The sequence below is a fragment of the Streptomyces sp. BBFR2 genome, from assembly GCF_044497305.1.
In the GTDB taxonomy this organism is placed as follows: Bacteria; Actinomycetota; Actinomycetes; order Streptomycetales; family Streptomycetaceae; genus Streptomyces.
The window spans coordinates 5,905,568-5,930,808 of the sequence record NZ_CP172415.1; the positions used below are offsets into that span (position 1 = coordinate 5,905,568).

The 25,241-nt window shown below is 74.0% G+C and carries 18 protein-coding genes and 1 tRNA gene; 15 read left to right on the forward strand and 4 right to left on the reverse strand.

Going from position 1 to position 25,241, the window contains the following annotated elements:
* Positions 1–297 precede the first annotated feature (297 nt).
* Positions 298–2,808 (forward strand): protein translocase subunit SecD, encoded by a 2,511-nt coding sequence (gene secD / locus ACGH2B_RS24080; protein WP_399093646.1) that lies wholly within the window; start codon positions 298–300, stop codon positions 2,806–2,808.
* A gap of 115 nt (positions 2,809–2,923) precedes the next feature.
* On the opposite strand, the gene ACGH2B_RS24085 is transcribed toward secD, so the two are convergent.
* A tRNA-Pro gene (locus ACGH2B_RS24085) sits at positions 2,924–2,997 on the reverse strand.
* A gap of 165 nt (positions 2,998–3,162) precedes the next feature.
* On the opposite strand from ACGH2B_RS24085, the gene ACGH2B_RS24090 reads away from it, so the two are divergent.
* The 6 genes from ACGH2B_RS24090 (at position 3,163) to ACGH2B_RS24115 (ending at position 10,698) form a co-directional block, all read left to right on the forward strand.
* Positions 3,163–3,555, forward strand: coding sequence for a DUF488 domain-containing protein (locus tag ACGH2B_RS24090; protein WP_399093649.1), 393 nt, complete (start codon positions 3,163–3,165; stop codon positions 3,553–3,555).
* Positions 3,556–3,894: 339 nt separating this feature from the next.
* A complete protein-coding gene (gene argH, locus ACGH2B_RS24095; protein ID WP_399093652.1) occupies positions 3,895–5,322 on the forward strand; it encodes an argininosuccinate lyase in 1,428 nt (475 codons plus the stop codon).
* 137 nt (positions 5,323–5,459) lie between these two features.
* Positions 5,460–6,011, forward strand: a complete 552-nt coding sequence (locus tag ACGH2B_RS24100; RefSeq protein WP_399093655.1) for a TetR/AcrR family transcriptional regulator — start codon at positions 5,460–5,462, stop codon at positions 6,009–6,011.
* Positions 6,008–7,594: an MFS transporter gene (locus tag ACGH2B_RS24105; RefSeq protein WP_399093658.1), complete on the forward strand. Its 1,587-nt coding sequence runs from the start codon at positions 6,008–6,010 to the stop codon at positions 7,592–7,594. The genes ACGH2B_RS24100 and ACGH2B_RS24105 overlap by 4 nt, the downstream gene beginning before the upstream one ends.
* Before the next feature lie 179 nt (positions 7,595–7,773).
* Positions 7,774–8,346: a dihydrofolate reductase family protein gene (locus ACGH2B_RS24110; RefSeq protein ID WP_399093661.1), complete on the forward strand. Its 573-nt coding sequence runs from the start codon at positions 7,774–7,776 to the stop codon at positions 8,344–8,346.
* A 390-nt stretch (positions 8,347–8,736) separates the two neighbouring features.
* Positions 8,737–10,698 (forward strand): bifunctional metallophosphatase/5'-nucleotidase, encoded by a 1,962-nt coding sequence (locus ACGH2B_RS24115; RefSeq protein ID WP_399093663.1) that lies wholly within the window; start codon positions 8,737–8,739, stop codon positions 10,696–10,698.
* Positions 10,699–10,762: 64 nt separating this feature from the next.
* On the opposite strand, the gene ACGH2B_RS24120 is transcribed toward ACGH2B_RS24115, so the two are convergent.
* Positions 10,763–11,431: a lysophospholipid acyltransferase family protein gene (locus ACGH2B_RS24120; protein WP_399093666.1), complete on the reverse strand. Its 669-nt coding sequence runs from the start codon at positions 11,429–11,431 to the stop codon at positions 10,763–10,765.
* Positions 11,432–11,697: 266 nt separating this feature from the next.
* Between ACGH2B_RS24120 and ACGH2B_RS24125 the strand changes: the two genes are divergently transcribed.
* Both ACGH2B_RS24125 and ACGH2B_RS24130 read left to right on the forward strand, forming a co-directional pair.
* A complete protein-coding gene (locus ACGH2B_RS24125) occupies positions 11,698–12,873 on the forward strand; it encodes a glycerophosphodiester phosphodiesterase (protein WP_399093669.1) in 1,176 nt (391 codons plus the stop codon).
* 341 nt (positions 12,874–13,214) lie between these two features.
* Positions 13,215–13,706, forward strand: a complete 492-nt coding sequence (locus ACGH2B_RS24130; RefSeq protein WP_399093672.1) for a GNAT family N-acetyltransferase — start codon at positions 13,215–13,217, stop codon at positions 13,704–13,706.
* Positions 13,707–13,764: 58 nt separating this feature from the next.
* Here ACGH2B_RS24130 and ACGH2B_RS24135 read toward each other — a convergent pair whose 3' ends face one another.
* Positions 13,765–14,205, reverse strand: a complete 441-nt coding sequence (locus ACGH2B_RS24135; protein WP_399093675.1) for a hypothetical protein — start codon at positions 14,203–14,205, stop codon at positions 13,765–13,767.
* Positions 14,198–14,566 carry a hypothetical protein gene (locus ACGH2B_RS24140; RefSeq protein WP_399093678.1) on the reverse strand — a complete coding sequence of 123 codons (369 nt, stop codon included), beginning with the start codon at positions 14,564–14,566 and terminating at the stop codon, positions 14,198–14,200. The genes ACGH2B_RS24135 and ACGH2B_RS24140 overlap by 8 nt, the downstream gene beginning before the upstream one ends.
* Before the next feature lie 769 nt (positions 14,567–15,335).
* On the opposite strand from ACGH2B_RS24140, the gene ACGH2B_RS24145 reads away from it, so the two are divergent.
* From ACGH2B_RS24145 to cobT, 6 genes are all read left to right on the forward strand, one after another.
* Positions 15,336–16,409 (forward strand): methionine ABC transporter ATP-binding protein, encoded by a 1,074-nt coding sequence (locus ACGH2B_RS24145; RefSeq protein WP_399093681.1) that lies wholly within the window; start codon positions 15,336–15,338, stop codon positions 16,407–16,409.
* Positions 16,406–17,155 (forward strand): methionine ABC transporter permease, encoded by a 750-nt coding sequence (locus tag ACGH2B_RS24150; RefSeq protein WP_399093684.1) that lies wholly within the window; start codon positions 16,406–16,408, stop codon positions 17,153–17,155. The genes ACGH2B_RS24145 and ACGH2B_RS24150 overlap by 4 nt, the downstream gene beginning before the upstream one ends.
* Positions 17,156–17,230: 75 nt before the next feature.
* Positions 17,231–18,085, forward strand: a complete 855-nt coding sequence (locus ACGH2B_RS24155; protein WP_399093687.1) for a MetQ/NlpA family ABC transporter substrate-binding protein — start codon at positions 17,231–17,233, stop codon at positions 18,083–18,085.
* A gap of 175 nt (positions 18,086–18,260) precedes the next feature.
* The gene (locus ACGH2B_RS24160) at positions 18,261–18,893 is read left to right on the forward strand and encodes a GNAT family N-acetyltransferase (protein ID WP_399093690.1); all 633 of its coding nucleotides are present in this window, start codon (positions 18,261–18,263) and stop codon (positions 18,891–18,893) included.
* A gap of 237 nt (positions 18,894–19,130) precedes the next feature.
* Positions 19,131–20,357 (forward strand): precorrin-6y C5,15-methyltransferase (decarboxylating) subunit CbiE, encoded by a 1,227-nt coding sequence (cbiE, locus tag ACGH2B_RS24165; RefSeq protein ID WP_399093693.1) that lies wholly within the window; start codon positions 19,131–19,133, stop codon positions 20,355–20,357.
* A gap of 249 nt (positions 20,358–20,606) precedes the next feature.
* Positions 20,607–25,001 carry a nicotinate-nucleotide--dimethylbenzimidazole phosphoribosyltransferase gene (cobT, locus tag ACGH2B_RS24170; RefSeq protein WP_399093696.1) on the forward strand — a complete coding sequence of 1,465 codons (4,395 nt, stop codon included), beginning with the start codon at positions 20,607–20,609 and terminating at the stop codon, positions 24,999–25,001.
* The last annotated feature ends 240 nt before the right edge of the window (positions 25,002–25,241 follow it).

Consider the following 25,241-nt stretch of genomic DNA (forward strand, 5'->3'; position numbering starts at 1 on the left):
GGTCACCGGTCCGTTCCCGCGCTCCGGCAGCCGGTCCCCGTGCTGTGTGCGGGGCCGGGCGCCGGGCCCGAGCCGACGTCTCACCCGCCGGCGGGCACGCCGCCCGCCGGGGTCCTTCCCGTACCGCCGTACACGGGGCCGCGTCCGCCGCGGATCCGGGCCGCCGCCGACGGCGTGCCCGGGTTCGCCGCGCGGCCTCCGGCCCGCGCCCCGCCCTCCTCCGGCAGTTGACCGACGTCCTGTCGCATTCCACCGCGCCCGGCAACGCCCGGACGCGGTATGCCTGTTGGAGGCATCATGACCCGCGCCACCAGGGTGCGCGCGCTGCTCGCGTGCGCCGTGCTCGCCCTGTCCGTCCATCTCGCCGTGACGCAACCCGTCCGGCTCGGTCTCGATCTGCGGGGCGGTACGCAGCTCGTTCTGGAGACCCGTGACTCCCCGTCGGCCACGGCCGACCGGGACGCCACCGACCGCACACTGGAGGTGCTGCGCCGCCGGGTGGACGCCCTCGGCGTCGCCGAACCGACCCTCGCCCGCTCCGGTGACCACCGCATCGTCGTCGAACTCCCCGGCGTCCAGGATCCCGCCCACGCCGCCGGCGTCCTCGGCCGCACCGCCCAACTCACCGTCCACCCCGTCCTCGGCACCGCGGCCCCCACCGACCACCCGGCCCCCGGCAAGAACGGACCGGAACGGACCGGGCCCGACAAGGCCACCTCGGCCCCCGGCAACACCCCGGCCGGAACAGACAGCGACCCCGCCGGTCCCGGCACGCCCCCGAAGACTCCCGGCAAGGCCCCGGGCGAAGGCTCCGACAAGGACCCGGACAAGGACCCCGGCAAGGACCCCGGCAAGGGCTCCGCCCCCGTGGTCCTGCCCGACGAGTCCGGCACCCGGCTGCGGCTCGGCCCGCCCGCGCTGACCGGTGCCGGGGTGGAGAGCGCCACCGCGCGGTTCGACGCGGAGGGCGGGGCGGGCTGGCACATCGCCCTCGACCTGCGAGGACCGGGGGAGCGCGCCTGGCAGGCGCTCACCGCCGAGGCGGCCTGCGCACCTCCGGGTGATCCGGCCCGCCGCGCCGCCATCGTCCTCGACAACAAGATCATCTCGTCGCCGCAGGTCGATCCGTCCGTCGCCTGCGAGGCCGGTATCACCGGCGGCGCCACCCGGATCACCGGCGGCTTCGACCAGGAATCCGCCAAGGAACTCGCCCTCCTGCTCAACGGCGGCGCCCTCCCGGTCCCCGTCGAGACCGTCGAACAGCGCACCGTCGGCCCGACCCTCGGCGCCGCCGCCCTCGACTCCAGCGCCCGCGCGGCGCTCCTCGGCACGGCCCTGACCGCGGCCTTCCTCGCCGTCGTCTACCGCCTCCTCGGCGCCCTCGCCGCCACCGCGCTCGCCTGCTACGCGCTGCTCTCGTACGCCGCGCTGCTCGCCGTCGGCGCGACCCTCACCCTCCCCGGGCTCGCCGGTTTCGTCCTCGCCATCGGGATGGCCGTCGACGCCAATGTGCTGGTCTTCGAGCGGGCCCGCGAGGAGTACGCGGCGGGCGGCCGCACCCGGAGCGGCGCGCCCCGGCGCAGCCCCCGCGCCGCGCTCACCGCCGGCTTCCGGCACGCCTTCAGCGCCATCGCCGACTCCAACCTCACCACCCTGCTCGCCGCGGGCCTGCTCTTCGCCTTCGCCTCCGGCCCGGTCCGCGGCTTCGCCGTGACCCTGTGCATCGGCGTCGTCGCCTCCATGGTGAGCGCCCTGCTGATCACCCGCGTCCTGGCCGAACTCACCCTCTCGCGGCGGCCGGTGACCCGCCGCCCGCACCTGACCGGCCTGGCCCGCCCCGGCCGGGTCCGCACCTGGCTCGAACGGCGCGCCCCCGACCCGCTGCGCCACCGACGCCGCTGGCCGCTGCTGACCGCTCTCGCGCTCGCCCTGGCCACCGCCGGCATCGTCGTACGCGGTGTCGACCTCGGCGTGGAGTTCACCGGCGGCCGGATGATCGAGTACACGACCACCGCCCCCGTGGACGCCGAACGCGCCCGGGACGCCCTGAGCGACGCGGGCTTCCCGCGCGCGGTGGTCCACACCTCGGGCGCCGAGGAGCTGACCGTCCGCACCGAGCCGCTGTCCGCCACCGACGGGAAGCGGATCACCGACGTGGTCGCCGGTCTCGGCGGCGGCGCGGAGAAGGTACGGGACGAGCAGATCGGGCCGAGCCTCGGCTCCGAGCTGCGCCGCGGCGCGCTGATCGCCCTCGGCGTGGCGCTGGCCGGGCAACTGCTCTACCTCGCGGTCCGCTTCCGCTGGACCTTCGCGCTCGCCGCGGTCGCCGCCCTCGTCCACGACGTGGTGGTGCTGGTCGGCGCCTTCGCCTGGCTCGGCAGGCCGGTCGACGGCGTCTTCCTCGCCGCACTGCTGACCGTCGTCGGCTACTCCGTCAACGACTCCGTGGTGGTCTTCGACCGGGTCCGCGAACTGTGGGCCGCCGACCGCGCCGCGCCGCTGCGTACGGTCGCGGGCCGGGCCCTGCTCCAGACGGTGCCGCGGACGGTCAACACCGGCATCGGCGCGGTCTTCATCCTCGCCGCGCTCGCCGCCCTGGCCGGTGACTCCCTGACCGACTTCGCGGTGGCCCTGCTCATCGGCATCGGCGTCGGCACGTACTCGTCGATGTTCACGGCGCTGCCGCTGGCCATCGCCCTGGAGAAGGTGAGCGGCGCCCCGCCGCCGTACCCGGCCCGCCCGCGCGGCCCCCGCACCCGCCGCCCGGCGGGCGAGGGCCTGCGCCACGACACGGGCGCCCGGGTCTGACCCGGAGGCGGTGTCCCGGCCCACCCGGCCGGGACACCGCCCGTCCGGGTGCGTCCGCACACGAAAAAACCCGCCGGCCTGGAGATCTCTCTCCGGCCGACGGGCCTTCGCACCGTCGGGACGACAGGATTTGAACCTGCGACCCCTTGACCCCCAGTCAAGTGCGCTACCAAGCTGCGCCACGTCCCGGTGCATGAACCGACCGGAAGAGTCCCGGTCGGGGCGTGCAGAAGAAAAATACCCTGTCCGGTGCCCGGAGACCAAAAGCGGGGTCCCGGAGCGCTCCCCGACGGGGCCCGGGCAGGGGCGGGCGGCCGCACCGGCGGCGCGGCGCGCGGCGTGTTTCGATGAGGTATGGCCACACAATCTTCCGGACAGGCGTCCGCCGACGGCCTGCGTATCCGCCGGGTCTACGAGGAGCCGGAACCGTCCGACGGCGCACGGGTGCTGGTCGACCGGCTCTGGCCGCGGGGCCTCTCCAAGGACCACGCCGACCTGACCGAATGGTGCAAGGACGTCGCACCCTCGACGGACCTGCGCCGCTGGTACGGGCACGATCCCGAGCGGTTCGCGGAGTTCGCCGACCGCTACCGCGAGGAGCTGGCGCGGGACGCGGCGGCGGGCGAGGCGCTGGAGCACCTGCGCGAACTCGCCGGCGAGGGCCCCATGACGCTGCTGACCGCCACGAAGGACCTCCCGCACGGCCATGTGCAGATCCTGCTGGAGGAGCTGCGCGACGCCGGCTGACGGCTGGGTCGTTCCGGAGCCCGGCGCTCGGAGCCCGGCGCCCGGCGCCCGGAGCCCGGAGCCCGGAGCCCGCACCGCCGGGGCTCCGGCGCGCGCCCGTCACCCACCGTATTGACGAATCATGCAGCCCACTGCATACTTATGCTCATCAGCGTAGAGATCGCGCCGGGGAGCCGGGGCCGCGTGCCTCGTGCCCGCCCGCTCCGGTGGTCCGTCGCGGACGTGGCCGGACGCGACCTCGCCCGGTCCGGCTCGTTACCTACTCGACCTTCGTACGACGGCCGCCTGCCCGCCCCGCGCGGACGGGCGGTGGTACCTCACCACCTCCGAGGAGCAGCAGTGAGCAGCAACAGCGGTGACGTCCGGCTCTGGGGCGGACGGTTCGCCGACGGTCCCGCCGAGGCGCTGGCCCAGCTTTCCGCTTCCGTCCACTTCGACTGGCGGCTGGCCCCCTACGACATCGCCGGCTCGCGTGCCCACGCCCGCGTGCTGCACAAGGCGGGACTGCTCACCGCCGACGAGCTGGAGCGCATGATCGCCGGGCTCGACCGGCTGGAGGCGGACGTCGCCGACGGCTCGTTCACCGGCACCGTCGCCGACGAGGACGTGCACACCGCCCTGGAGCGCGGGCTGCTGGAGCGGCTCGGCGCCGACCTCGGCGGCAAGCTGCGCGCCGGACGCTCCCGGAACGACCAGGTCGCCACGCTCTTCCGGATGTACCTGCGCGACCACGCCCGGATCATCGGCGGGCTGATCGCCGACCTCCAGGGCGCACTGATCGGCCTCGCCGAGGCGCACCCGGACGTCGCCATGCCGGGCCGCACCCACCTCCAGCACGCCCAGCCGGTGCTCTTCGCCCACCACGTCCTGGCCCACGTCCAGTCGCTCTCCCGGGACGCCGAGCGGCTGCGGCAGTGGGACACGCGGACCGCCGTCTCGCCGTACGGTTCGGGCGCGCTGGCGGGCTCCTCGCTCGGGCTCGACCCGGAGGCGGTCGCTGCCGACCTCGGCTTCGAGCGCGGCAGCGCCGGGAACTCCATCGACGGCACCGCCTCGCGGGACTTCGTCGCGGAGTTCGCGTTCATCACCGCGATGATCGGCGTGAACCTCTCCCGGATCGCCGAGGAGATCATCGTGTGGAACACGAAGGAGTTCTCCTTCGTCACCCTCCACGACGCCTTCTCCACCGGCTCGTCGATCATGCCGCAGAAGAAGAACCCGGACATCGCGGAGCTGGCGCGCGGCAAGTCCGGCCGTCTCATCGGCAACCTCACGGGTCTGCTGGCGACGCTCAAGGCGCTGCCGCTGGCGTACAACCGCGACCTCCAGGAGGACAAGGAGCCGGTCTTCGACTCCTGCGACCAGCTGGAGGTGCTGCTCCCGGCGTTCACCGGCATGATGGCGACGCTCACCGTCAACCGCGAGCGGATGGAGGAGCTGGCCCCGGCCGGGTTCTCGCTCGCCACCGACATCGCGGAGTGGCTGGTCAAGCAGGGTGTGCCGTTCCGGGTGGCGCACGAGGTCGCCGGTGAGTGCGTGAAGGTCGCCGAGGCCGAGGGCAAGGAGCTGGACGAGCTGACGGACGAGCAGTTCGCGAAGATCTCGCCCGAGCTGACGCCCGAGGTCCGCACCGTCCTCAACGTCCCCGGCGCGCTCGCCTCGCGCAGCGGCCGCGGCGGCACCGCGCCGTCCGCCGTCGCCGTCCAGCTCGCCGAGGTCAAGGCCGACCTCGCGCTCCAGCAGGAGTGGGCCGCGGCCAAGCGCTGACCCGCACCCGTACGCACCGACGGCGGCCCTTCCCGCGGGGGAGGGCCGCCGTCGGCGTACCGGCGCCCCGGTGAGCCGTACGGGACCCCCACCGCTTGAATGAGACGCGCATGTCTCATTCGGCTAGGGTGTGTCTCATGGCTGTGGACCGCTCCCATGTACTCACGGCCGCCGCGGCGCTGCTCGCCCGGCGGCCGACGTCCTCCATGGACGAGATCGCCCGCGCCGCCGGCATCGGCCGCGCCACCTTGCACCGGCACTTCGCCGGGCGCGACGCCCTCATCCGCGCACTGGAACAGCAGGGCATCGAACAACTCGCCCGCGCCCTGGACGCCGCCCGGCTCGACGAGGACGCCGCCCCGGAAGCGCTCCGGCGGCTCGTCGCCGAGACCGAACCGGTCGCCGGTGTCCTCGCCTTCCTCTTCACCGAGAACCAGCTCTTCGAGGACGGGGAGATCAACGAGGGCTGGGCCCGCCTCGACGCCCGGATCCACGCGCTGTTCCGCCGTGGCCAGGAGGAGGGCGACTTCCGTATCGACCTCAGCCCGGCGTGGCTGACCGAGGCGCTCTACGGCCTGATCGGCGCCGGTGCCTGGGCCGTCCACGACGGACGGGTGGCCCGTAACGACCTCACCCATTCGATCGCCGAGCTGCTGCTCGGCGGCGCACGACGGAGCATGGAGCAATGACCGAGAGCACAGTGGCGGGCCCCGGCTCCGCCCACGAGGACCACCCCCGCCCGGGACGCTGGCTGGCGCTCGCCGTCCTCGTGCTCGCGGTGCTGCTGGTCGGCGTCGACGCCACGGTGCTCGGCCTGGCCACCCCGTACCTCAGCGAGGACCTCCAGCCGTCCGGCACCCAACTGCTGTGGATCGGCGACATCTACTCGTTCGTCATCGCCGGTCTGCTGGTCTCGATGGGCAGCCTCGGCGACCGCATCGGACGGAAGAAACTGCTGCTCATCGGCTCCGTGGTGTTCGGCGCGATGTCGGCGTTGTGCGCGTACGCGACCAGCCCGGAGATGATGATCGGGGCGCGGGCGCTGCTCGGTGTGGCCGGGGCGACGCTGATGCCGTCCACCCTCGCGCTGATCCGCAACCTCTTCCACGACCCCCGTGAGCGCAGCCTCGCGGTCGGCATCTGGGGCGCGATGGCCTCGGCGGGCACCGCCGTCGGCCCGGTCCTCGGCGGCTTCCTGCTGGGCCACTTCTGGTGGGGTTCGGTCTTCCTGATCAACCTGCCGGTGATGGCGCTCCTCGTGATCGTCGGCGCCCGGGTCATCCCCGAGTCGCGCAACCCCGAGCCGGGGCCCTGGGACCTGCCTAGCGTCGGGCTCTCCCTCGTCGGCATCGTCGCCGTGGTCTACGCGATCAAGGAGGCGGCGGCGCACGGCTTCCGCTGGGACATCGCGGTGGCCGCGGTCGTCGGCGTCGCCGCGCTGGTGGTGTTCGTCCGCCGCCAGTACAGCCTCGACTCGCCGCTGCTGAACATGAAGCTCTTCCACCACCGGGGCTTCTCCGGCGCGGTCCTCGCCGACCTGCTGACCATCCTCGGCCTGTCCGGACTGGTCTTCTTCCTGTCGCAGTTCCTCCAGATGGTGCAGTTGCGGCCGCCGCTCAACGCCGGACTGGTCGAACTGCCCGCGGCGGTCGGCGCGGTCGGCGCGGGTCTGGCCGCGGGGTACGTCGCCCGGCGGCTCTCCGTCCGCGTCGTGGTGGCCGGCGGGCTCGCCGTCGTCGGCCTGGCGCTGGCCGGCTGCGTCACCCTGCACGCCGACACCAGCACCCTCGCGCTGACCACGATCCTCTTCGTCGTCGGCATCGGCGCCGGCTTCGCCTTCACCGTCACCGCCGACGTCATCCTCTCCAGCGTCCCCAAGGAGGAGGCGGGCGCCGCCTCCGCGGTCTCCGAGACGGCGTACGAACTGGGCGCGGCCCTCGGCATCGCCCTGCTCGGCTCCATCGTCACCGGCATCTACCGCGGCTTCCCCGCCCCGGCGGGTGTGGCGGACGACGCGTCCGCCGCGGCCCATGAGTCGCTGGGCGGCGCGGTCGAGGCGGCGCGGACCCTGCCGGCGGATCAGTCCGCCGCGCTGCTGCGCTCCGCGCAGGACGCCTTCGTCGAGGGCCTGGACGTCGCGGCGGGCGTCGGCGCCGTGCTGCTGCTGAGCGCCTCGGTCGTCGCGTGGTTCCTGCTGCGCGGCCAGAAGCTCGGCGACAGCCCGGAGAAGCCGTCCGCGGAGGATCAGCGGGGGACGGGGGCGGCGGCCTAGGACGACTCTCCTGGCGGCGCACGGTGCGCGGGGCTCGCCGGCCGGGCACGGACCGATGAACACCTCCATGATCACCACTCACGGGCCGTGGTTGAATCGCCGCACGTGAAGGCGGGGGGCCGAGGCGTCTCCCGATCCGACCCGCCGGCAACCGGACATGAGACACCGAGGAACCCTGGATGCGCACCTTGATCAGCACGGCCTTCATCTCGCTCGACGGCGTCGTGGAGGCCCCGGGCGGCGAGCCCGGCTACCGGAACGCCGGCTGGACCGTCAACGACATCGAGTTCCTCCCCGAGGCGTTCGACATCAAGGGCCGCGAGCAGAAGGAAGCCGCGGCGATGCTGCTGGGCCGGGTCAGCTACCAGGCGTTCAGCCCGGTGTGGCCGGACATGGCGGACTTCGCCGACTACAAGGTGATGCCGAAGTACGTCGTCTCCACCACCCTCACCGAGGACGACCTGGTGACGAACTGGGGCGAGACGACGATCCTGCGCTCACTCGACGATGTCGCCGCCCTGAAGCAGACCGAGGGCGGCCCGGTCATCGTCCACGGCAGCGCCTCCTTGAACCGGAGCCTCTCGGACGCCGGCCTGATCGACCGGTACCACCTGCTCGTCTTCCCGCTGCTGCTCGGCGCGGGCAAGCGCCTGTTCAGCGCCACGGACAAGGACGCCCAGAAGCTGAAGCTGGTCGAACACGAGGCGTACGCCAACGGCGTCCAGAAGAACGTGTTCGACGTCGTCCGCTGACCCGGCTCCCGCACCGCCCGGTCCCCCGCCGCACCGCTCGGAAAAAGGCCGCGCTCCCGCTCCCGTAAGCCCGCCGGGGGCCGAACCCCGTACGTCCTGAGCTCACGCCCGTACGTTCCGCTGCCCCGCGCCCCGCCCCCGTACTTGCCCGGCCGTCCGGTTTGGGTGCGGACGGGGGACGTGGCGGGGGGCGGCGGGGCGTGTCGGGGGCAGGGTGCGGGCGGGCCGCCACCATGATCGCCACGGCGCGCCGGGCGTACCGGTGGCCGGCAAGCCGATGTCCGCCGCCCGTTCACGTCCGCGTCGCGTCGCGGAGATCGGCGCGCCCGCCCCGCCCGCTTGACTCTCCGTCCGTTCCCATCCGCCCGGGACTCCCAGGAGAGTGACGCAGTGCGCGAGATCGGACGACGTTCCTTCCTCACCGCGGCCGGAGCGCTGGCCACCACCGGCGCCATCGCCACCCCCACCTACGCCACCGGCCACGCCCGCGACGCGGCCACCGCCACCGAGTACGTCGACGTCCAGCTCCTCAACATCACCGACCTGCACGGCTACCTCCAGGCCGCGCCCGGCGGAAACTCCGTCATCACCGGCGCGGGCGGCCGCAGATACACCGTCGGCGGCGTCCCCTACCTGGCCGCCCACCTCAACGCGCTGCGCGCCGGGCACACCAACTCCGTCTTCTTCGCCCCCGGGGACCTCTTCTCCGGCTGGGAGTTCGACACCGCCTCCCTCGCCGACGAGCCCACCATCGAGGCGCTCAACGCCATGGGCCTGGACTTCGCGTCCGCCGGGAACCACGAGTTCGACAAGTCGGCGCGGTACCTCACCACCCACATGACCGGCGGCCAGTCCTACCCCGTCGTGGGCCGCGACGACGCCTTCAAGGACTCCACCGGCCGCCGCTTCAAGGGCGCCGACTTCCCCTACTACAGCGCCAACGTCACCCACGCCGGAACCGGGAAGACCGTCCTGCCGCCGTACAACATCGTGCACGTCGACGCGGGCGGCGGCCGCACCCTGCCGATCGGCTTCATCCACCTCACCGCCATCGGCACCGAGTCGTTCCCCGGCTCCTACCAGCCCGGACTGCGCACCCTCGACGAGCTGGAGACCGCCAACCGCTGCGCCGCCGAACTCAAGGCCAAAGGCGTTGGCGCCCTCGTCCTGAGCATGCACGACGGCGCCGTCGCCGGCTCCGACTTCAACAGCGGCACCAACCCCTCGGGGCCCGCCTACGAACTCGCCCTGCGCGTCTCGCCGGACATCGACGCCATCGTCACCGGCCACTGGCACTGCGCCTTCTCGATGATGCTGCCCGACCCGTCGGGCCGCCCCCGCCCGTTCGTCGAGGCGGGCTGCTACGGCCAGTTGATCAACGAGATCACGCTCCGCCTCGACCGCACCACCGGCGAGGTCGTCCGCGAACTGACCACCACGACCAACCACCCCAACACCCGCGACATCACCCCCGACCCCGTCCTCCGCGAGATCGCCGACTACTGGGCCGGATACGGCACCCGCCGCGCCGCCACCCCGCTCGCCACCCAGACCGCCTCCTTCACCCGCACCCGCAAGAGCACCGGCGAGTCCACCATGGGCAACCTCGTCGCCGACTGGGCACTGTGGGCCGGACAGCAGCCCCTGGACCCGATGGCCGACCCGGGCGGTCCCGCCAACACCCCCGCCGACCTCGCCCTCATCGCCGTCGCGCCCCGCCAGGGCCAGGCGATCATCGCCGCGGACCTGGCGCACGACGGCGCCGACGGCACCGTCACCTTCGGCGCCGCCTGGAACGCCGTCGGCTTCGGCGACCCGATCATGACCGTCACCGTCACCGGGCGTCAGCTCCACGACGCCCTGGAGGAGCAGTGGGCCCCGGCCTCCGGCGGCACCCTCGGCTTCGCCCCGCTCGCCGTCTCCGGCAACGTCCGCTACACCTTCGACGCCACCGGACCGGTCGGCAAACGCGTCGACCCGGCCGAGGTCTTCATCGACGGCCGGCCCCTCGACGAGAAGCGCGCCTACCGCCTCGCCGCGCCCTCGTACACCCTCATCAACCAGGACGGCTTCAGCGCCTTCCTCGGCTTCACCGAACCGGTGCGCCACACCCGCGACTTCGAGAGCTTCGTGGCCTTCGTCCGGCAGCGCAAGCGGCTCACCCCCGCCGCCACCGACCGGGTCCGGGTGAAGAACGCCACCGCCCCCGGCGCCCGCACCGGCACCGTCACCGAGAGCCCCCGGCTGCTCCTGGCCGACGGCACCGAGGTACCGCGCCCCGAGGCGGCCCTGCGCACCGCCCGCACCGGTGGCCCGGAGGGACAGCGCGGCGGCTTCCGCGTCCCCTGCTGACCCGCGCACACGGCGACGGGCCGCACCCCCACCGGGGATGCGGCCCGTCGTGCGGTCCCACAGGTCAGGCGGCGCGCGCCTTCGTCGCGTACACGTCCACGTACTCCTGGCCGGACAGCTCCATCACGTCGCTCATCACCTCGTCGGTGACGGCCCGCAGGACGTAGCGGTCGCGGTCCATGCCGTCGTAGCGGGAGAAGTCCAGCGGCTCACCGAAGCGGACCGTCACCTTGGCGATGCGCGGCACGCCCTTGCCGCCGGGCTGCACCTTGTCCGTGCCGATCATCGCGAACGGGACGACGGGCGCGCCGGTCATCAGCGTCAGCCGGGCGATGCCGGTACGGCCGCGGTAGAGACGGCCGTCGGGGGAGCGGGTGCCCTCCGGGTAGATGCCGAACGCGTGGCCCTGCTCCAGGACCCGGCGGCCGGTCATCAGCGCGGCGACACCGCCGCGCCCGCCGTCACGGTCCACCGGGATCATCCCGGAGCTGCGGAAGAACCACGCCATCGCCCGGCCCTTGAGCCCCTTGCCGGTGACGTACGCGTCCTTGCCGATGAAGTACACCGGCCGCTTGACGACCAGGCTCAAGAACAGCGAGTCGATGAACGTGACGTGATTGCCGGCCAGGATCACCGGGCCGGTCTCCGGGATGCGCTCCACGCCCTCGACCGTGGGGCGGTACAGGACACGCATGACGAATCCGAGAATCGCCTTCAGCAGAATGCGGGACAACGGGCCCTCCGGGCGTGACGGGTCGGCGGTGACGGGTGGACGACGGAGCTGCGGCTACAGGACGATACTCGCGAGTCACCTACGGTCGCACACCGGGTTCATCCGGTCGCCATGCGCAGTTGGCCCCCGTCTGCGCCATGTTCTCCCGGAATCCCCCGCCCGTCTCCCCGGACGCCCCCGGTCGTGCATACGATCGACCGGCCGCCCGGCGATCACCCCACGGCGCCGGGGCGGCCGATCACACGAACCGAGAGCAAGGAGCGGGGATGCACCAGGGGCAGCAGCCGGGACGGCGCAGGATTCTGGGGGCCGCCGCGGCCCTCGGCGCGAGCGCGGCGGTGCTCGGCGCCGCCGGACCGGCCGGGGCGGCGGACCGTGCCGGAGCGGAGGGCGCGACCGCGGCGGCCGGCCGCCGCGGCCACGGCGGTGAACTGCCCGTCCCGCTGATCGTCGGCCACCGCGGCGCCAGCGGCTACCGTCCGGAGCACACCCTCGGCTCCTACCAACTCGCCCTGGACATGGGCGCCGACGTCATCGAGCAGGACCTCGTCCCCACCAAGGACGGCCACCTCGTCTGCCGCCACGAGAACGACATCACGGCGACCACCGACGTCTCCGCGCACCCCGAGTTCGCCGACCGCAAGACCACCAAGACCGTCGACGGGGTGAAGCTCACCGGCTGGTTCACCGAGGACTTCACCCTCGCCGAGCTGAAGACCCTCCGCGCCAAGGAGCGCATCCCCAAGACCCGCCAGCACAACACGCTCTACGACGGCGTGTGGGAGGTGCCCACCTTCGACGAGGTGCTGCGCTGGGCCGACCGTGAGGGCCGCCGCCGGGGCCGCCGCGTCTGGCTCCACATCGAGACCAAGCACCCCACCTACTTCCGCAAGCTGGGCCTCGGTCTGGAGGAGCGGCTCGCCAAGGCGCTGCGCGCGTACGGACGCCACCGCCGCACCTCGGCGAACTTCCTCCAGTCGTTCGAGCCGGACAGCATCCAGCGGCTGGGCAAGCTGGTGGACTGCCCCAAGGTCGTCCTGCTGGACGCGCCCGACACCCGGCCGTGGGACTTCGTCGAGTCCGGTGACCCGCGCACCGTCGCCGACCTGATCAAGCCCGAGGGGCTGCGCTGGATAGCGGGCTTCGCCCAGGGCATCGGCCCGGCGCTGGATCAGATCATCCCCCGGGACGCGGACGGGAAGTCCGGCCCGCCCACCCCGCTCGTCAAGGACGCGCACGCCGCCGGTCTGGTCCTGCACCCCTACACCGGCCGCAACGAGAACACCTTCCTGCCGGCCGACTTCCGCCGCGGCACCGACCCGAACGCCTACGGCGACGCCCGGGGTTACTTCCGGGCCTGCCTGGCGGCCGGTCTCGACGGGATGTTCTCCGACAACCCGGACACCGCGCTGCTGGTGGCCGAGGAGTTCCGCCGGGCCTGATCCGGCCGCCGCCCGCTCCGCTCCCCGGGGCGGGCGGCGTCGGGAATGTCACAGCGGTGGGCGGTTCCGTTCCGGAGGCGGCGCCGGGCCCGCAGAATGCCAGGGCCTGCCGCCCCACCCGTCCGCCCCGCCTCCGGGCGGCGGCGTAAGTGTGAGGTGACAGGCGCTCGCGGCGCGATTGCCGCCGGCACTTTCCGGGGAGCCCTGGAGAGCACCGGCGGCGGCCACGCCGGAGCGGTGGCGTCTGCCGGGCGCCGCCGGTCAGGGCCATCGTTCCGGGCGCCGCCGCCACCCTCATGGCGTCCGGAACACCGCGAACCGAGAAGGGGAGGCAGACGCGCATGGGCACGAGCGTGACCATCTCTGCGGCGACCGACCAGGACGCCGAGCAGATCCTCAAACTCCAGTACCTCTGCTACCAGCCCGAAGCGGCGCTGTACGACGACTACGGCATCGAACCGCTCACCCAGACCCTGGCCGGGCTCCGGGAGGAACTCGCCACCGGCTGTGTGGTCGTCGCCCGCCTCGGGGACGAGGTGGTCGGCTCGGCCCGCGGCACCGTCGACGCCGACGGCACCGCCCGTATCGGCAAGCTCATCGTCCATCCGCGGCTGCAACGGCACGGTCTCGGCGGCCGGTTGCTCGCCGCCGTCGAGGCGCGCCTGAGCGCGGAACGCGCCGCCACCCGCTACCGCCTCCTCGCCGGCCACCGCGGCGACGGCGGTCTGCGCCTCTACCGCAGCCACGGCTACGCCCCCGTCGCCACCGAGGAGACCGGCCGCCGGTTGGGCCGCGTCACGCTGGAGAAGCAGGCGTACGTCACCGGAGCCTGAGCCGCGCGCCGCGGGGCCGCACCCCTCAAAGGCCCCGCGGCACGGCCGTACCCGCAGGTCAGGCCGTACGCGACCGCCGCAGCCAGAGCAGGCCGGTCACCGGCAGGATGACCGGGATGAAGAGATAGCCCATGCCGTAGTCCGACCAGACCGTGGCGTCGGGGAAGGCGGCCGGATCGGCCAGCGTCCAGGTGCCGACGCCGAGGACGCCCAGCAGCTCCAGCGCGCAGCAGACCAGCGCCGCCCGGCGGGCGCCCTCACCGCCGCGCACCAGCGAGAAGGTGATGAAGCCGTAGACCACCGCGGAGACGGCCGAGAGCGAGTAGGCCAGTGGCGCCACGTGGAACTGCGCGATGAGCTGGTACAGCGAACGGGACGCGGCGGCCACGGTGAAGATGCCGTAGAGCGCGACCAGCAGCCGTCCGGGGCCGGTGCCCAGCGAGCGGCGGCCGCTCCCCGCGGCGGTTTCCTGCGTGACGGTCCTCGTGGACTCAGCCATGGCTGCCTCCCCAGATGTCGAAAAGCCGGACCTCCAGCACGGCCAGCACCACGGCGCCCGCCGCGACGGTGGCCGAGCCCCAGCGGGTGCGCTCCGACAGCGACATGAAGCCGGTGCCCGGTACGCACGCCGCCGCGCCGATCAGATAGGCGAGGAAGAGCGCGGTGCCCTTGGCGGGGGAGTGCCCGCCCGCCAACTGCACGATGCCGACGACGAGTTGCACGATCCCGAGGAGGGAGACGACGGCCATGCCGATGAAGTGCCAGTCCTTCGTCGGCTCGTCGCGGTACGCGGCGAAACCGCACCAGGCGGCCAGGGCGAGAGCGGTCACACCGACCGCGATCGTCAGGGCGTCGATCACCGGGACCTCCGCGCGGCACGGCGGCGCACCGTGGGGTTGTGGGGCATGAGGCGATGCTAATCGGCCCGTACCGGACGATCGCCCCCGGGCCCGGCGCGGCGACGGGGGAGCGGTGAGGGTGAGCGGGTGTGGCGGCGTGCGGCCCGGTGGCGGGTGTGGCGGCGGCGGGCCGGACGCGGCCCGCCGCCGCACCGCCCGCCACCGCCGCTTCCGGGCCCGCGCGAGAGGGGCCGGCCCCTCTCGCGTCGTACGTCCGGTGCCGCCCGCCGTGGCGTTGGCCACACGCGTCCGATCCGTACCGCGCGGACGAATCGCCCACGTGGGCCCGTGCGCGCGCGTTCGCGCAGGCCGTGCGGGCGGGGAGTGGTGGAGGCGGTGCGCGTACCCGAGCGGGGGCTGTCCACGCTCCGACATTCACTGTCCGCTATTCGGACACAGTGGCTCGACTAAGACGCTTGTCTGGTTTACTTGCCGCCATGACCACGACGAGCAGCCGCACCCCTGCGACCGAGGCGATGACGACGCCCGGTGCTCGTTGCATGTGTCGAATGTGTGACCGCTGAGGGCCCCCGCCTGAGCCTCGCGCCCCGAAGCGAGACCTGCTGCCATGAGCCGAAAGTGTCCGTCCCCACGGAACCGGCCACCCCGCGTCACCGGAGCCCGAAGCCCGCTCTTCGGCGTCTTTCAGGTCCCCGGTTTCCCATGCCGCGAAAGAATGCCCCGTGTCCGGCGGAGAGCCGCCGGGCACTCGACAGTGACGGAATTCCCTGTGATCACCACAACGGGCCTGACCAAGGTCTACCGCTCAGGAGACCGCGAAGTCACCGCGCTGGACGGCGTCGACCTGCACGTCCGCGAGGGTGAGGTCTACGGCGTCCTCGGCCAGAGCGGCGCCGGCAAGTCCACCCTGATCCGCTGCCTCAACCTCCTGGAGCGGCCCACCTCCGGCACGGTCACCGTCGCCGGGACCGACCTGACCGCACTCGCCGGCCGCAAGGAACGCGCGGGCGCCGCCCTGCGCGCCGCCCGCAGCCACATCGGCATGGTCTTCCAGCACTTCAACCTGCTGTCCTCGCGCACCGTCCAGGACAACGTCGAACTGCCGCTGGAAATCCTCAAGGTCGACCGCCGCGAACGCTCCCGCAAGGCGCTCGAACTCCTCGACCTGGTGGGCCTCGCCGACAAGGCCAAGGCGTACCCGGCCCAGCTCTCCGGCGGCCAGAAGCAGCGCGTCGGCATCGCCCGCGCCCTGGCCGGCGACCCCAAGGTCCTCCTCTCCGACGAGGCGACCAGCGCCCTGGACCCGGAGACCACCCGCTCCATCCTCCAACTGCTGCGCGACCTCAACCGGCAACTCGGCCTGACCATCGTCCTCATCACCCACGAGATGGACGTCGTCAAGACGATCTGCGACTCCGCCGCGCTGATGAAGGGCGGCCGCGTCATCGAGTCCGGCACCGTCTCCGGGCTCCTCGCCACCCCCGGCTCCGAACTGGCCCGTGAACTCTTCCCGGTGGGCGGCGAACCTTCCGGGGAAGGCCGCACCGTCGTCGACGTCACCTTCCACGGCTCCGCCGCCACCCGCCCGGTCATCTCCGAGCTGTCGCGCACCTACAACGTCGACATCTCGATCCTCGGCGCCGCGATGGACACCGTCGGCGGCAAGCAGATCGGCCGGATGCGGATCGAACTGCCCGGCCCCTTCGAGGAGAACGTCGTCCCCATCGGCTTCCTCCGCGAACAAGGACTCCAGGTCGACGTGGCCGATGCCGCGGACGCCGCCGACGCCCCCGCCGGAGCCACCGCGCCCGCCACCACGCTCCGGAAGGACGCCGCCAAGTGAGCTGGAACGACATGCAGCCGCTGCTGTACAACGCGTGCCTCGACACCTTCTTCATGGTGTGGTGGGCGACCGTCTGGGCGGTCGTCGGCGGACTGCCGCTCGGCGTCCTGCTGGTCCTCACCGAACGCGGTGGCCAGCTCGGCAACGCCGCCGTCAACAAGGTCATCAGCATCGTGGTGAACATCGGGCGGTCGCTGCCCTTCATCATCCTGATGATCGCCCTGATCCCGTTCACCCGCTTCGTGATCGGCACCTCCATCGGCCCCAGCGCCGCGGTCGTCCCGCTCGCCATCGGCGCCATCCCGTTCTTCGCCCGTCTGGTGGAGACCGCGGTACGCGAGGTGGACGGCGGGCTGGTCGAGGCCGTCCAGTCGATGGGCGGTGGCACCTGGACCATCGTCTTCAAGGTCCTGCTGCCGCAGGCGATGCCCTCGCTCGTGGCCGGTCTGACCAACACCGTCATCACCGTCATCAGCTACTCCGCGATGGCCGGCGCCCTCGGCGCGGGCGGTCTGGGCAGCGTGGCCATCACCTACGGCCAGCAGCGCTTCGACACCCGCTTCATGATCGTCACGGTGGTCCTGATCATCGTGATCGTCACCGCCGTCCAGCTCATCGGCGACCTCGCGGTACGCGCCCTCTCCCGCCGCTCCTCGCGCGCCGACGCCCCCCGCGGGGTGCTGCGCCTGCCCCGCCCGCGCAAGGCGAGCGAGCGCGTCGACCGGGACAACGCCCACCTTCTGTGATTCCCCGGTCCGGACCCTTTGCCGGACGGCCGAAGTCCCGCGCGTCGTGCGGGACCCATGAGAAAGGCACTCTTCGTGCGTAACGTCATCAAGCTCACCGGGGCGGTCGCGGCCGCCGCCGCCCTCACCCTCGGGCTCGGCGCGTGCAGCGCCCCCTCCGACCCGGAGACCACCAAGAAGGGCGACGTGAACGCGCCGCTCACCGTCGGCGCCACCTCCGTCCCGCAGGGCCAGATCCTCGACTTCGTCAAGAAGAACCTGGCCGCGAAGGAGGGACTGAAGCTCAACGTCCGCACCTTCGAGGACTACACGCTCGTCAACCCCGCCACCGAGAACGGGGAGCTGGACGCCAACTACTTCCAGCACAAGGAGTACCTCGACGAGTACAACAAGAAGGAGGGCGGCCACATCGTCCCGGTGGTCAACGTCCACCTGGAGCCGATGGGCCTGTACTCCAAGAAGCACACCAAGCTCTCCGAGCTGGGCTCCGGCAGCGTCATCGGCCTCCCCAACGACCCCAGCAACCAGGGCCGCGCCCTCAAGCTGCTCGCGTCCAAGGACCTGATCACCCTCAAGGACGACAACGCCGACAACCCCGGCCTCAACGACGTCAAGGACGCCAAGGGCCTGAAGTTCCAGGAGGCCAAGGCCGAGACGCTGCCCTCCTCCCTCCCGGACTACGACGCCGCGGCGATCAACGGCAACTACGCCATCCCCGCCAAGCTCAAGCCGTCCAAGGACGCGCTCGCCATCGAGCCGGTCCAGGGCAACCCGTACGCCAACTTCCTCGCCGTCAAGAAGGGCAACGAGGACGACCCGCGCGTGAAGAAGCTCGCCAAGCTCCTCAACTCCGACGCGGTGAAGAAGTACATCGAGAAGACCTACACCGACGGCTCCGCGCTGCCCTCCTTCGGCAAGCCCAAGAGCTGACCGCGTCCGGCACCGCCGGCGGCCCGTGCCCAGCCCCGCGCTGCGCACGGGCCGCCGTGCTTGGCGCATCCGCGCCGGAATGCTGCATGCTGGTGCACTCACGAAGGTCGACAAGTGATCGAAAACGACCCGTAACTCCCCGGAGCCCTACGGTCGACAGCGTTGGAGCAGCGGCATGAACCCCACCTTTCCGGATATCTCCATCAGCACGGACCGGTTGGTGCTGCGCCCCTTGGACGAGGACGACATCCCCGCCCTCGCCGAGATGATGAACGACGAACTCGTCACCGCCTGGACCGGAATACCGCAGCCCTACACCGAGGACCGCGCCCGCCACTGGGTCACCCGCTACGCACCCGGTGAACGCACCTCCGGCCGCGGCATCGACCTCGCCGTCACCGAATTCCTCACCCAGCGCCTGGTCGGCATCGTCCAGCTCGGCAACACGAGCTGGCGGATCCGCTCCACCGAGATCTCCTACGTCATCGCCCCTTGGGCCCGCGGTGAGGGCTACGCCTGCGAGGCGGCCCTCGCGGTCGCCCGGTGGCTCTTCGGCGACCAGCGGTTCGAGCGGCTGGAGCTGCGCACCGCGGCCGGCAACACCGCCTCCCAGCAGGTCGCCCAGAAGATCGGCTGTATCAGCGAGGGTGTGCTGCGCAACGCCTTCATCGCCCGCACCCGCACCGAGGACGGCGGCTGGACGGACATCCGCACCGACCTCATCCTCTGGAGCCTGCTCCCCGAGGACCTCGACGTGCCCGCCCGGAAGGTCGACGCCAACGGCTTCGCCTACCCGGAATGGAACTGACCGGGCGCCACGCCCCCGCTCCCGGCCCACCGCCGGATCCGGCCGCGTCCGGCCGCGTCCGGCCGTGCCCGGTGCGCTCGGGCCACGGCGCGGGATGCGGCCGGGTGGCGGGCGCCCGCCGTCCCGGGGCCGCGGCCCGGCCCCGCCGGGGGTAGTCTCGCGGTGCCACTCCCGCGCCCACCTGCGACGCGACGGCTCCGCATCCCGCCCCCACCCGCGACAGGAGACTGACGAAGCATGGCCGACCGGGTCACGGTCATCGGATGGGACGGCTCGCCGCTCACCGCCGCCGCCCGCTCCGCGCTGGGCGCCGCGACCCTGGTGGCCGGCGCGGCGCACCATCTCGCCCTCCCCGAGGTACCGCCCGCCGCCGAACGCGTCCGCCTCGGCAGCGTCGCGCTCGCCGCCCGCCGCATCGCCCGGCACCGCGGCACCGCCGTCGTCCTCGCCGACGGCGACCCCGGCTTCTTCGGCGTCGTCCGCACCCTGCGCGCCCCGCAGTACGGCCTGGAGGTCGAGGTCGTCCCGGCGGTCTCCGCCGTCGCCGCCGCCTTCGCCCGCGCCGGGATGCCCTGGGACGACGCCCAGATCGTCGTCGCCCACGGCCGCGACCTGCGCCGCGCCGTCAACGTCTGCCGCGCCCACCCCAAGGTCGCGGTCCTCACTGCCCCCGGGGCCGGCCCCGCCGAACTCGCCCTGCTGCTGGGCGGCGTGCACCGTACGTTCGTCATCTGCGAGGCGCTGGGCACCGACCGCGAACGGGTCACCGTCCTCACCTCCGACCGGGCCGCCGACCACGACTGGCGCGACCCCAACGTCGTCATCGTCATCGGCTCCACCGGGCGCGCCGACGACGCCGGGGACCGCCCCGGCGGCTGGATCGCCGGCCAGGACGTGGGCCACCCGGTCGGCCCGCGCGGCTGGGGGCTGCCGTCCGGCGCGTACGGCGGGGTGTCCGGCGAGGGCGAGGCGGTGCAGCTTCGCACCGCCCAACTCGCCCGGCTCGGGCCCCGGCTGGGCGATCTGGTGTGGGACATCGGCTCCGGCAGCGGTGCCGCGGCGGTGGAGGCGGCGCGGTTCGGTGCCGCCGTCATCGCCGTCGACGCCGACCCGGACGCCTGCGGCCGCACCACCGCGGTCGCCCGCCGCTACGGCGTCCAGCTCCAGGTCGTCCACGGCCGCGCCCCGCAGGTGCTGGAGGACCTGCCGGAGCCGGACGTGATCCGTGTCGGCGGCGGGGGAGTGCCGGTCGTCGCCGCCTGCGCGGCCCGCCGCCCGGAGCGGATCGTCACCCACGCCTCGACCCGCGACGAGGCCGAGGCGCTCGGCCGCGCCCTCGCCGACGGTGGCTACGACGTCGAGTGCGCACTGCTCCAATCGGTCGATCTGGACACCTCGGCCTGGGTGGAGCGCGAGCGCTCCGTCGTCTTCCTCCTCGGTGGATATCGCGTTCCTCACCCGTGACCTGGCCCGTCACCGGCGCGGGGTAGGCTGGCGGATCGTTGCGCCGCCGTTCCGCGTTCCGCTTCGTACGTCAATATCCGGTAAATGCCACGGTTTTGGCTGGATATCCGGATAACCGGCTACGACGCTCGGAGAGCGGAGGTGCCGTGAGGCGTGCCCGCTCGTATCCGCCACCGGGCGGAGGGCGTGCCCCGGCCGCGCGCCGCACGAGCGGTGGAAGGAGCACTTACCGATGGGCGAGGGGTACGCATGACCGACACCGGCCAGGTCCTGGGCGAGGGACAGCCGGAGCACGCGGGCGAGCAGGCCGGGCAGCCGGCGCCCGCCTCCCCTGCCGGCCCCGGTGCTCCCGAACAGTCCGGCGCGGCGCAGTCCGACGCGTACGGCTACCCCGGCGGGCCCGGTGTGGTGGTCGACGACGACGATCTGCTGCTGATGCCGGCCGCCCAGGGCGCCTGGACCGAGCAGGCGGACCGTCAGCCCCGTCCCGCCGCCCCGCACCCGCAGCCCGCGCGGCGCCCGCTGCACATGGGCCCGCCGGTGCCGGACGCCACCGGCGGCGTCGTCCGTTCCCTCGCCGACCGCGGCCCGGCGGCCCCGCCGCAGCCGATGCCGGTCCGGCAGTCCGGGCCGCCCACCGTCGGCCCCGAATACCTCGACGTCCCCACCGCGGGTGCCCCGCAGTCCGAGACCGCTCCGCAGCAGGACTCCCAGGCGTACGCCGCGGGGCCCGGCCAGGCACCCTTCGCGGAGCCCGGCCCGCAGCCCGAGGACCCGGCGCACCCCGTCGCGTACGACGCCCCCGGCGCCGCACCGCTGCCCGGCCCGCAGCTCGGCGAGATCCCGCCGCAGGTCACGCCGTGGGACGAGGCGTCGGCCCAGGCGGTCGCGGTGCCGGTCGCGCCGGTGGACGGCGCGCAGCCCGGCGCCCACCCGGTGGCCGGTCCGCAGCAGCCCGGCGCCGCGCAGGCCCCGCAGCCCGCGACCGCGCCGTTGTCCGCCGAAGCCGTGGAGCCCGGTGTCCCGGACGCACCGGCCCCGGGGGCCGTACCGGCCCAGGCGGAGCCGTCCGCGCAGGACGGGCCCGCCGCCGAGGGCGGCCCGGCACCGCAGCAGGGCCCCGAGGACGCCGCCCCGGCCACCGTCCCGCAGGATGCCCCGCAGGAGCAGCCGGTTCAGGAGCAGGCGGCCCAGCCGGAGGGCGAGGCCCCGGTCGTTCCGCAGAACGCCGACGGCGTCGTGCAGCCTGCCGCCGCGCAGCCGGAGCAGCCGGTTCCTGGTGCGGAGCCGCAGCCCGCCGAGGCGAGCGCCGACGTGCCCGCGGCGGAGGCCGCGGAGGCCGGTGCGCCGGGTGCCGAGGTCGCCCAGGACGGTGCCGGCGCTTCCGTACCGGCGACCGAGGCCGCGGACGGGACCGCTCCGGTCGCCGTCGGGCCGGAGTCCGCCGCGCCGGAGGGTGCGGACGGGGCCGCTCCGGCGGTCGCCGACGTGTCTGAGGGAACGTCCGGTGACGCGTCCGGTGAGCCTTCTGGTGAGGTGGGCGCCGCCGTGCCCGTGGAGACCGTGCCCGAGGGGGCCGTGGCGGAGGACGCCGGGGCCCAGCCGGACCAGGCGGCCCCGGAGCAGCAGGGCGCGGGGGAGGCCGAGGCCGCCCCGTCCGTGCCGCAGTCCGGGGAGGGGCAGGCGCCTGTCCCCGGGGAAGCCGAGGCCGTGGAGGGCGAGGCGCCCGTGGAGGCCGTGCCCGCCGCCGGTGCGGAGGTCACCGAGGGCGCGGCGGCCGGGGCGGAGGGCGCTGAGGCCGCTTCCGAAGCTGTCGCTTCCGAAGCCGGTGATCAGGCCGAGGCCGGTGGCCAGGGGCAGGCCGTCGAGGCCGCCGTATCCGAGACCGCTGCTGTCGAGACCGTTGTTGCCGAGGCGGCTGTTGCCGAGACGGCTGTTCCCGCGGCCGGTGCGGAGGACGCTGCTCAGGAGCAGGTCGCCGAGGTGGCCGAGACCGGTGGCCACGCCGAGGCGTCCGCTGCCGAGGGGGAGCCCGAGGCCGTCGCCGTCGAGGGGGAGCCCGGGGCTGTCGCCGCCGGGGCTCAGGTCACCGGGGCCGGGGCCCCGGCTGACGCGTCCGCGCAGTCCGCCGCCGGTCTTCCCGTGGCCCACGCGGTGGTGGACCCGGCCGCGTCCGACGCGGTCGTCCCGGAGCCGTCCGACGGCGCCGGGCCGCAGCCCGGCGCCGACGCCTCTCAGAACGCCGCGCAGGAGCAACTCGCCCAGGAGCACCCCGAGGACGCCGCCCCGCAGCCGGATACGCCGGCCGGACCGGAAGCCGTCGCCGAGGCGCAGCCCGAGACCGGTGCCGCGACCGACGCCGAGGCCGCCACCGACGCCGGGCCCGCGACAGAGCCCGCCGAGGCCACGGCCGCCGCCGAGCCCGGGCCCGCACCCGAGGCCCTCGTCACCGGACCCGCCGCCCCCCCCGCCCAGCCGCAGATGGCCCCGGTGGAGCCCGTCCCGGGCCCGTACGCGTCCGGGCCGGCCGTGCCCGGCGGGCCCGTGCCCGCGCCGCTGCCCGCCACCGCGACGCCGGCCGCCGGTACCCCCATCGCGGGCTGGCCGCAGACCGTACCCCCGGCCGCCCCCGAAGCCGTACCGCACCCGCAGGACGGGACCGGCGCGCCCCAGGGCACCCCGCCCCACGGCGCCCCGGAGGCCGTGGCCCACCCGGAGGCGGACCCCGCGCGGACGCCCGCCGGCCCGGAGCGGCCCGCCGCCGAAGCGACCGCCGCGTCCGGCGGGGCGCAGGCCGACGGCGTGGAGAACGGCGAGGCGAACGGCCCGGAGCACCCGGCGCCCGTCTCCCCCCAGGGCGCCGAGGCCGCCGCCGAAGCCCCCGGGCCGGAGGCCACCGCCCCCGCGCAGCCCCCGGCGCCCGGTTACGACGAGTCCGAGCGGGCCGCCGTCCACCGCGTCATGCGCGAGCGCCGCGACATCCGCAACGGCTTCCGCCCGGACCCGATCCCCAACGACGTACTGCTGCGCGTCCTGGAGGCGGCGCACACCGCGCCCAGCGTCGGGCACTCCCAGCCGTGGGACTTCGTCGTCATCCGCTCGGCCGAGACCCGCGAGCGGATGCATCAGCTCGCCACCGACCAGCGGAAGGCGTACGCCGAGTCGCTGCCGAAGGGCCGGGCGAAGCAGTTCCGTGAGCTGAAGATCGAGGCCATCCTCGACACGCCGGTCAACATCGTCGTCACCGCCGACCCGACCCGCGGCGGCCGCCACACCCTCGGCCGCCACACCCAGCCGCAGATGGCGCCGTACTCCTCCGCCCTCGCCGTCGAGAACCTCTGGCTCGCCGCCCGCGCCGAGGGCCTCGGCGTCGGCTGGGTCAGCTTCTTCGACGAACGGCAGATGGTCACCGAGCTGGGCCTGCCCGAGCACCTGGAGGTCGTCGCGTACCTCTGCGTCGGCTACGTCGACGAGTTCCCCGAGGAGCCGGAGCTGATGCAGGCGGGCTGGGCCGAGCGCCGCCCGCTGTCCTGGGTCGTCCACGAGGAGACGTACGGCCGCCGCGCCCTGCCCGGTGAGGACCCGCACGACCTGCTCAGGGAGACACTGCACGGCATCCGTCCGCTCGACGCCAAGGCGCTCGGTGAGGCGTGGGAGCGGCAGAAGCGGATGACCAAGCCCGCCGGGGCACTGGGCATGCTGGAGATCATCTCCGCGCAGTTGTGCGGGCTCTCCCGCAAGTGCCCGCCGCCGATCCCCGAGCCCGCCGCCGTCGCGATCTTCGCGGGCGACCACGGTGTGCACGCCCAGGGCGTGACCCCCTGGCCCCAGGAGGTCACCGGCCAGATGGTCGCCAACTTCCTGGGCGGCGGCGCGGTCTGCAACGCCTTCGCCACCCAGGTCGGCGCCGAGGTGTGCGTCGTGGACGTCGGCGTCGCCACCGAACTGCCCGCCGCCCCCGGGCTGCTGCCCCGTAAGGTCCGCGCCGGTACCGACGACTTCACCGCCGGGCCCGCGATGTCCCAGGAGGACGTGCTCAAGGCGGTCGAAGCCGGGATCGAGACCGCCAGGGACCTCGTCGCGGCCGGCAACAAGGCGCTGCTCACCGGCGAGATGGGCATCGCCAACACCACCGCGTCGGCCGCCCTGATCAGCGTCTACACCGGCACCGACCCCGCGGAGATCACCGGCCGGGGCACCGGCATCAACGACGAGACGCACGCCCGCAAGGTCGATGTCGTCCGCCGTGCGCTGGAACTGCACCGCCCCGACCCGGCCGACCCGATCGGCGTCCTCGCCGCGGTCGGCGGTCTGGAGCACGCCGCCCTCGTCGGACTCATCCTCGGCGGCGCGTCCCTGCGGACGCCGGTGATCCTGGACGGTGTCAGCGCGGGCGCCGCCGCCCTCGTCGCGCACGCCATCGCCCCCGAGGCGCTGGCCGCCTGCATCGCCGGGCACCGCAGCGCCGAACCGGGCCATGTCGCCGCCCTGACCAAGCTCGGGCTGCGTCCGCTGGTCGATCTCGATCTGCGGCTCGGCGAGGGCACCGGCGCCCTGCTCGCCCTGCCGCTGGTGCAGAGCGCCGCCCGCGCCATGCACGAGGTCGCCACCTTCGACACCGCGGGCGTGACCGAGAAGGACTGACCCGGCCCCCGCGCTCACGGGTCCGGCGCCCCGCCCACCGGCGGGACGCCGGGCCCGCCCTTCGGGTACCGGTCCGCTTCCCCGGCGCACCGGCAGCCGGGGCGGACCGCGGCACGGCCGGACACCCCGCCCCACCCCTGCCCCCGCCCCTCCCGGGCCCCCGGAGCAGGCCACCTCGCCCCCTATAGGCTGGGAGCCGGGCCGTCACCCGTCACCGGGGCCGGTCCCGGCGGCGCCCCG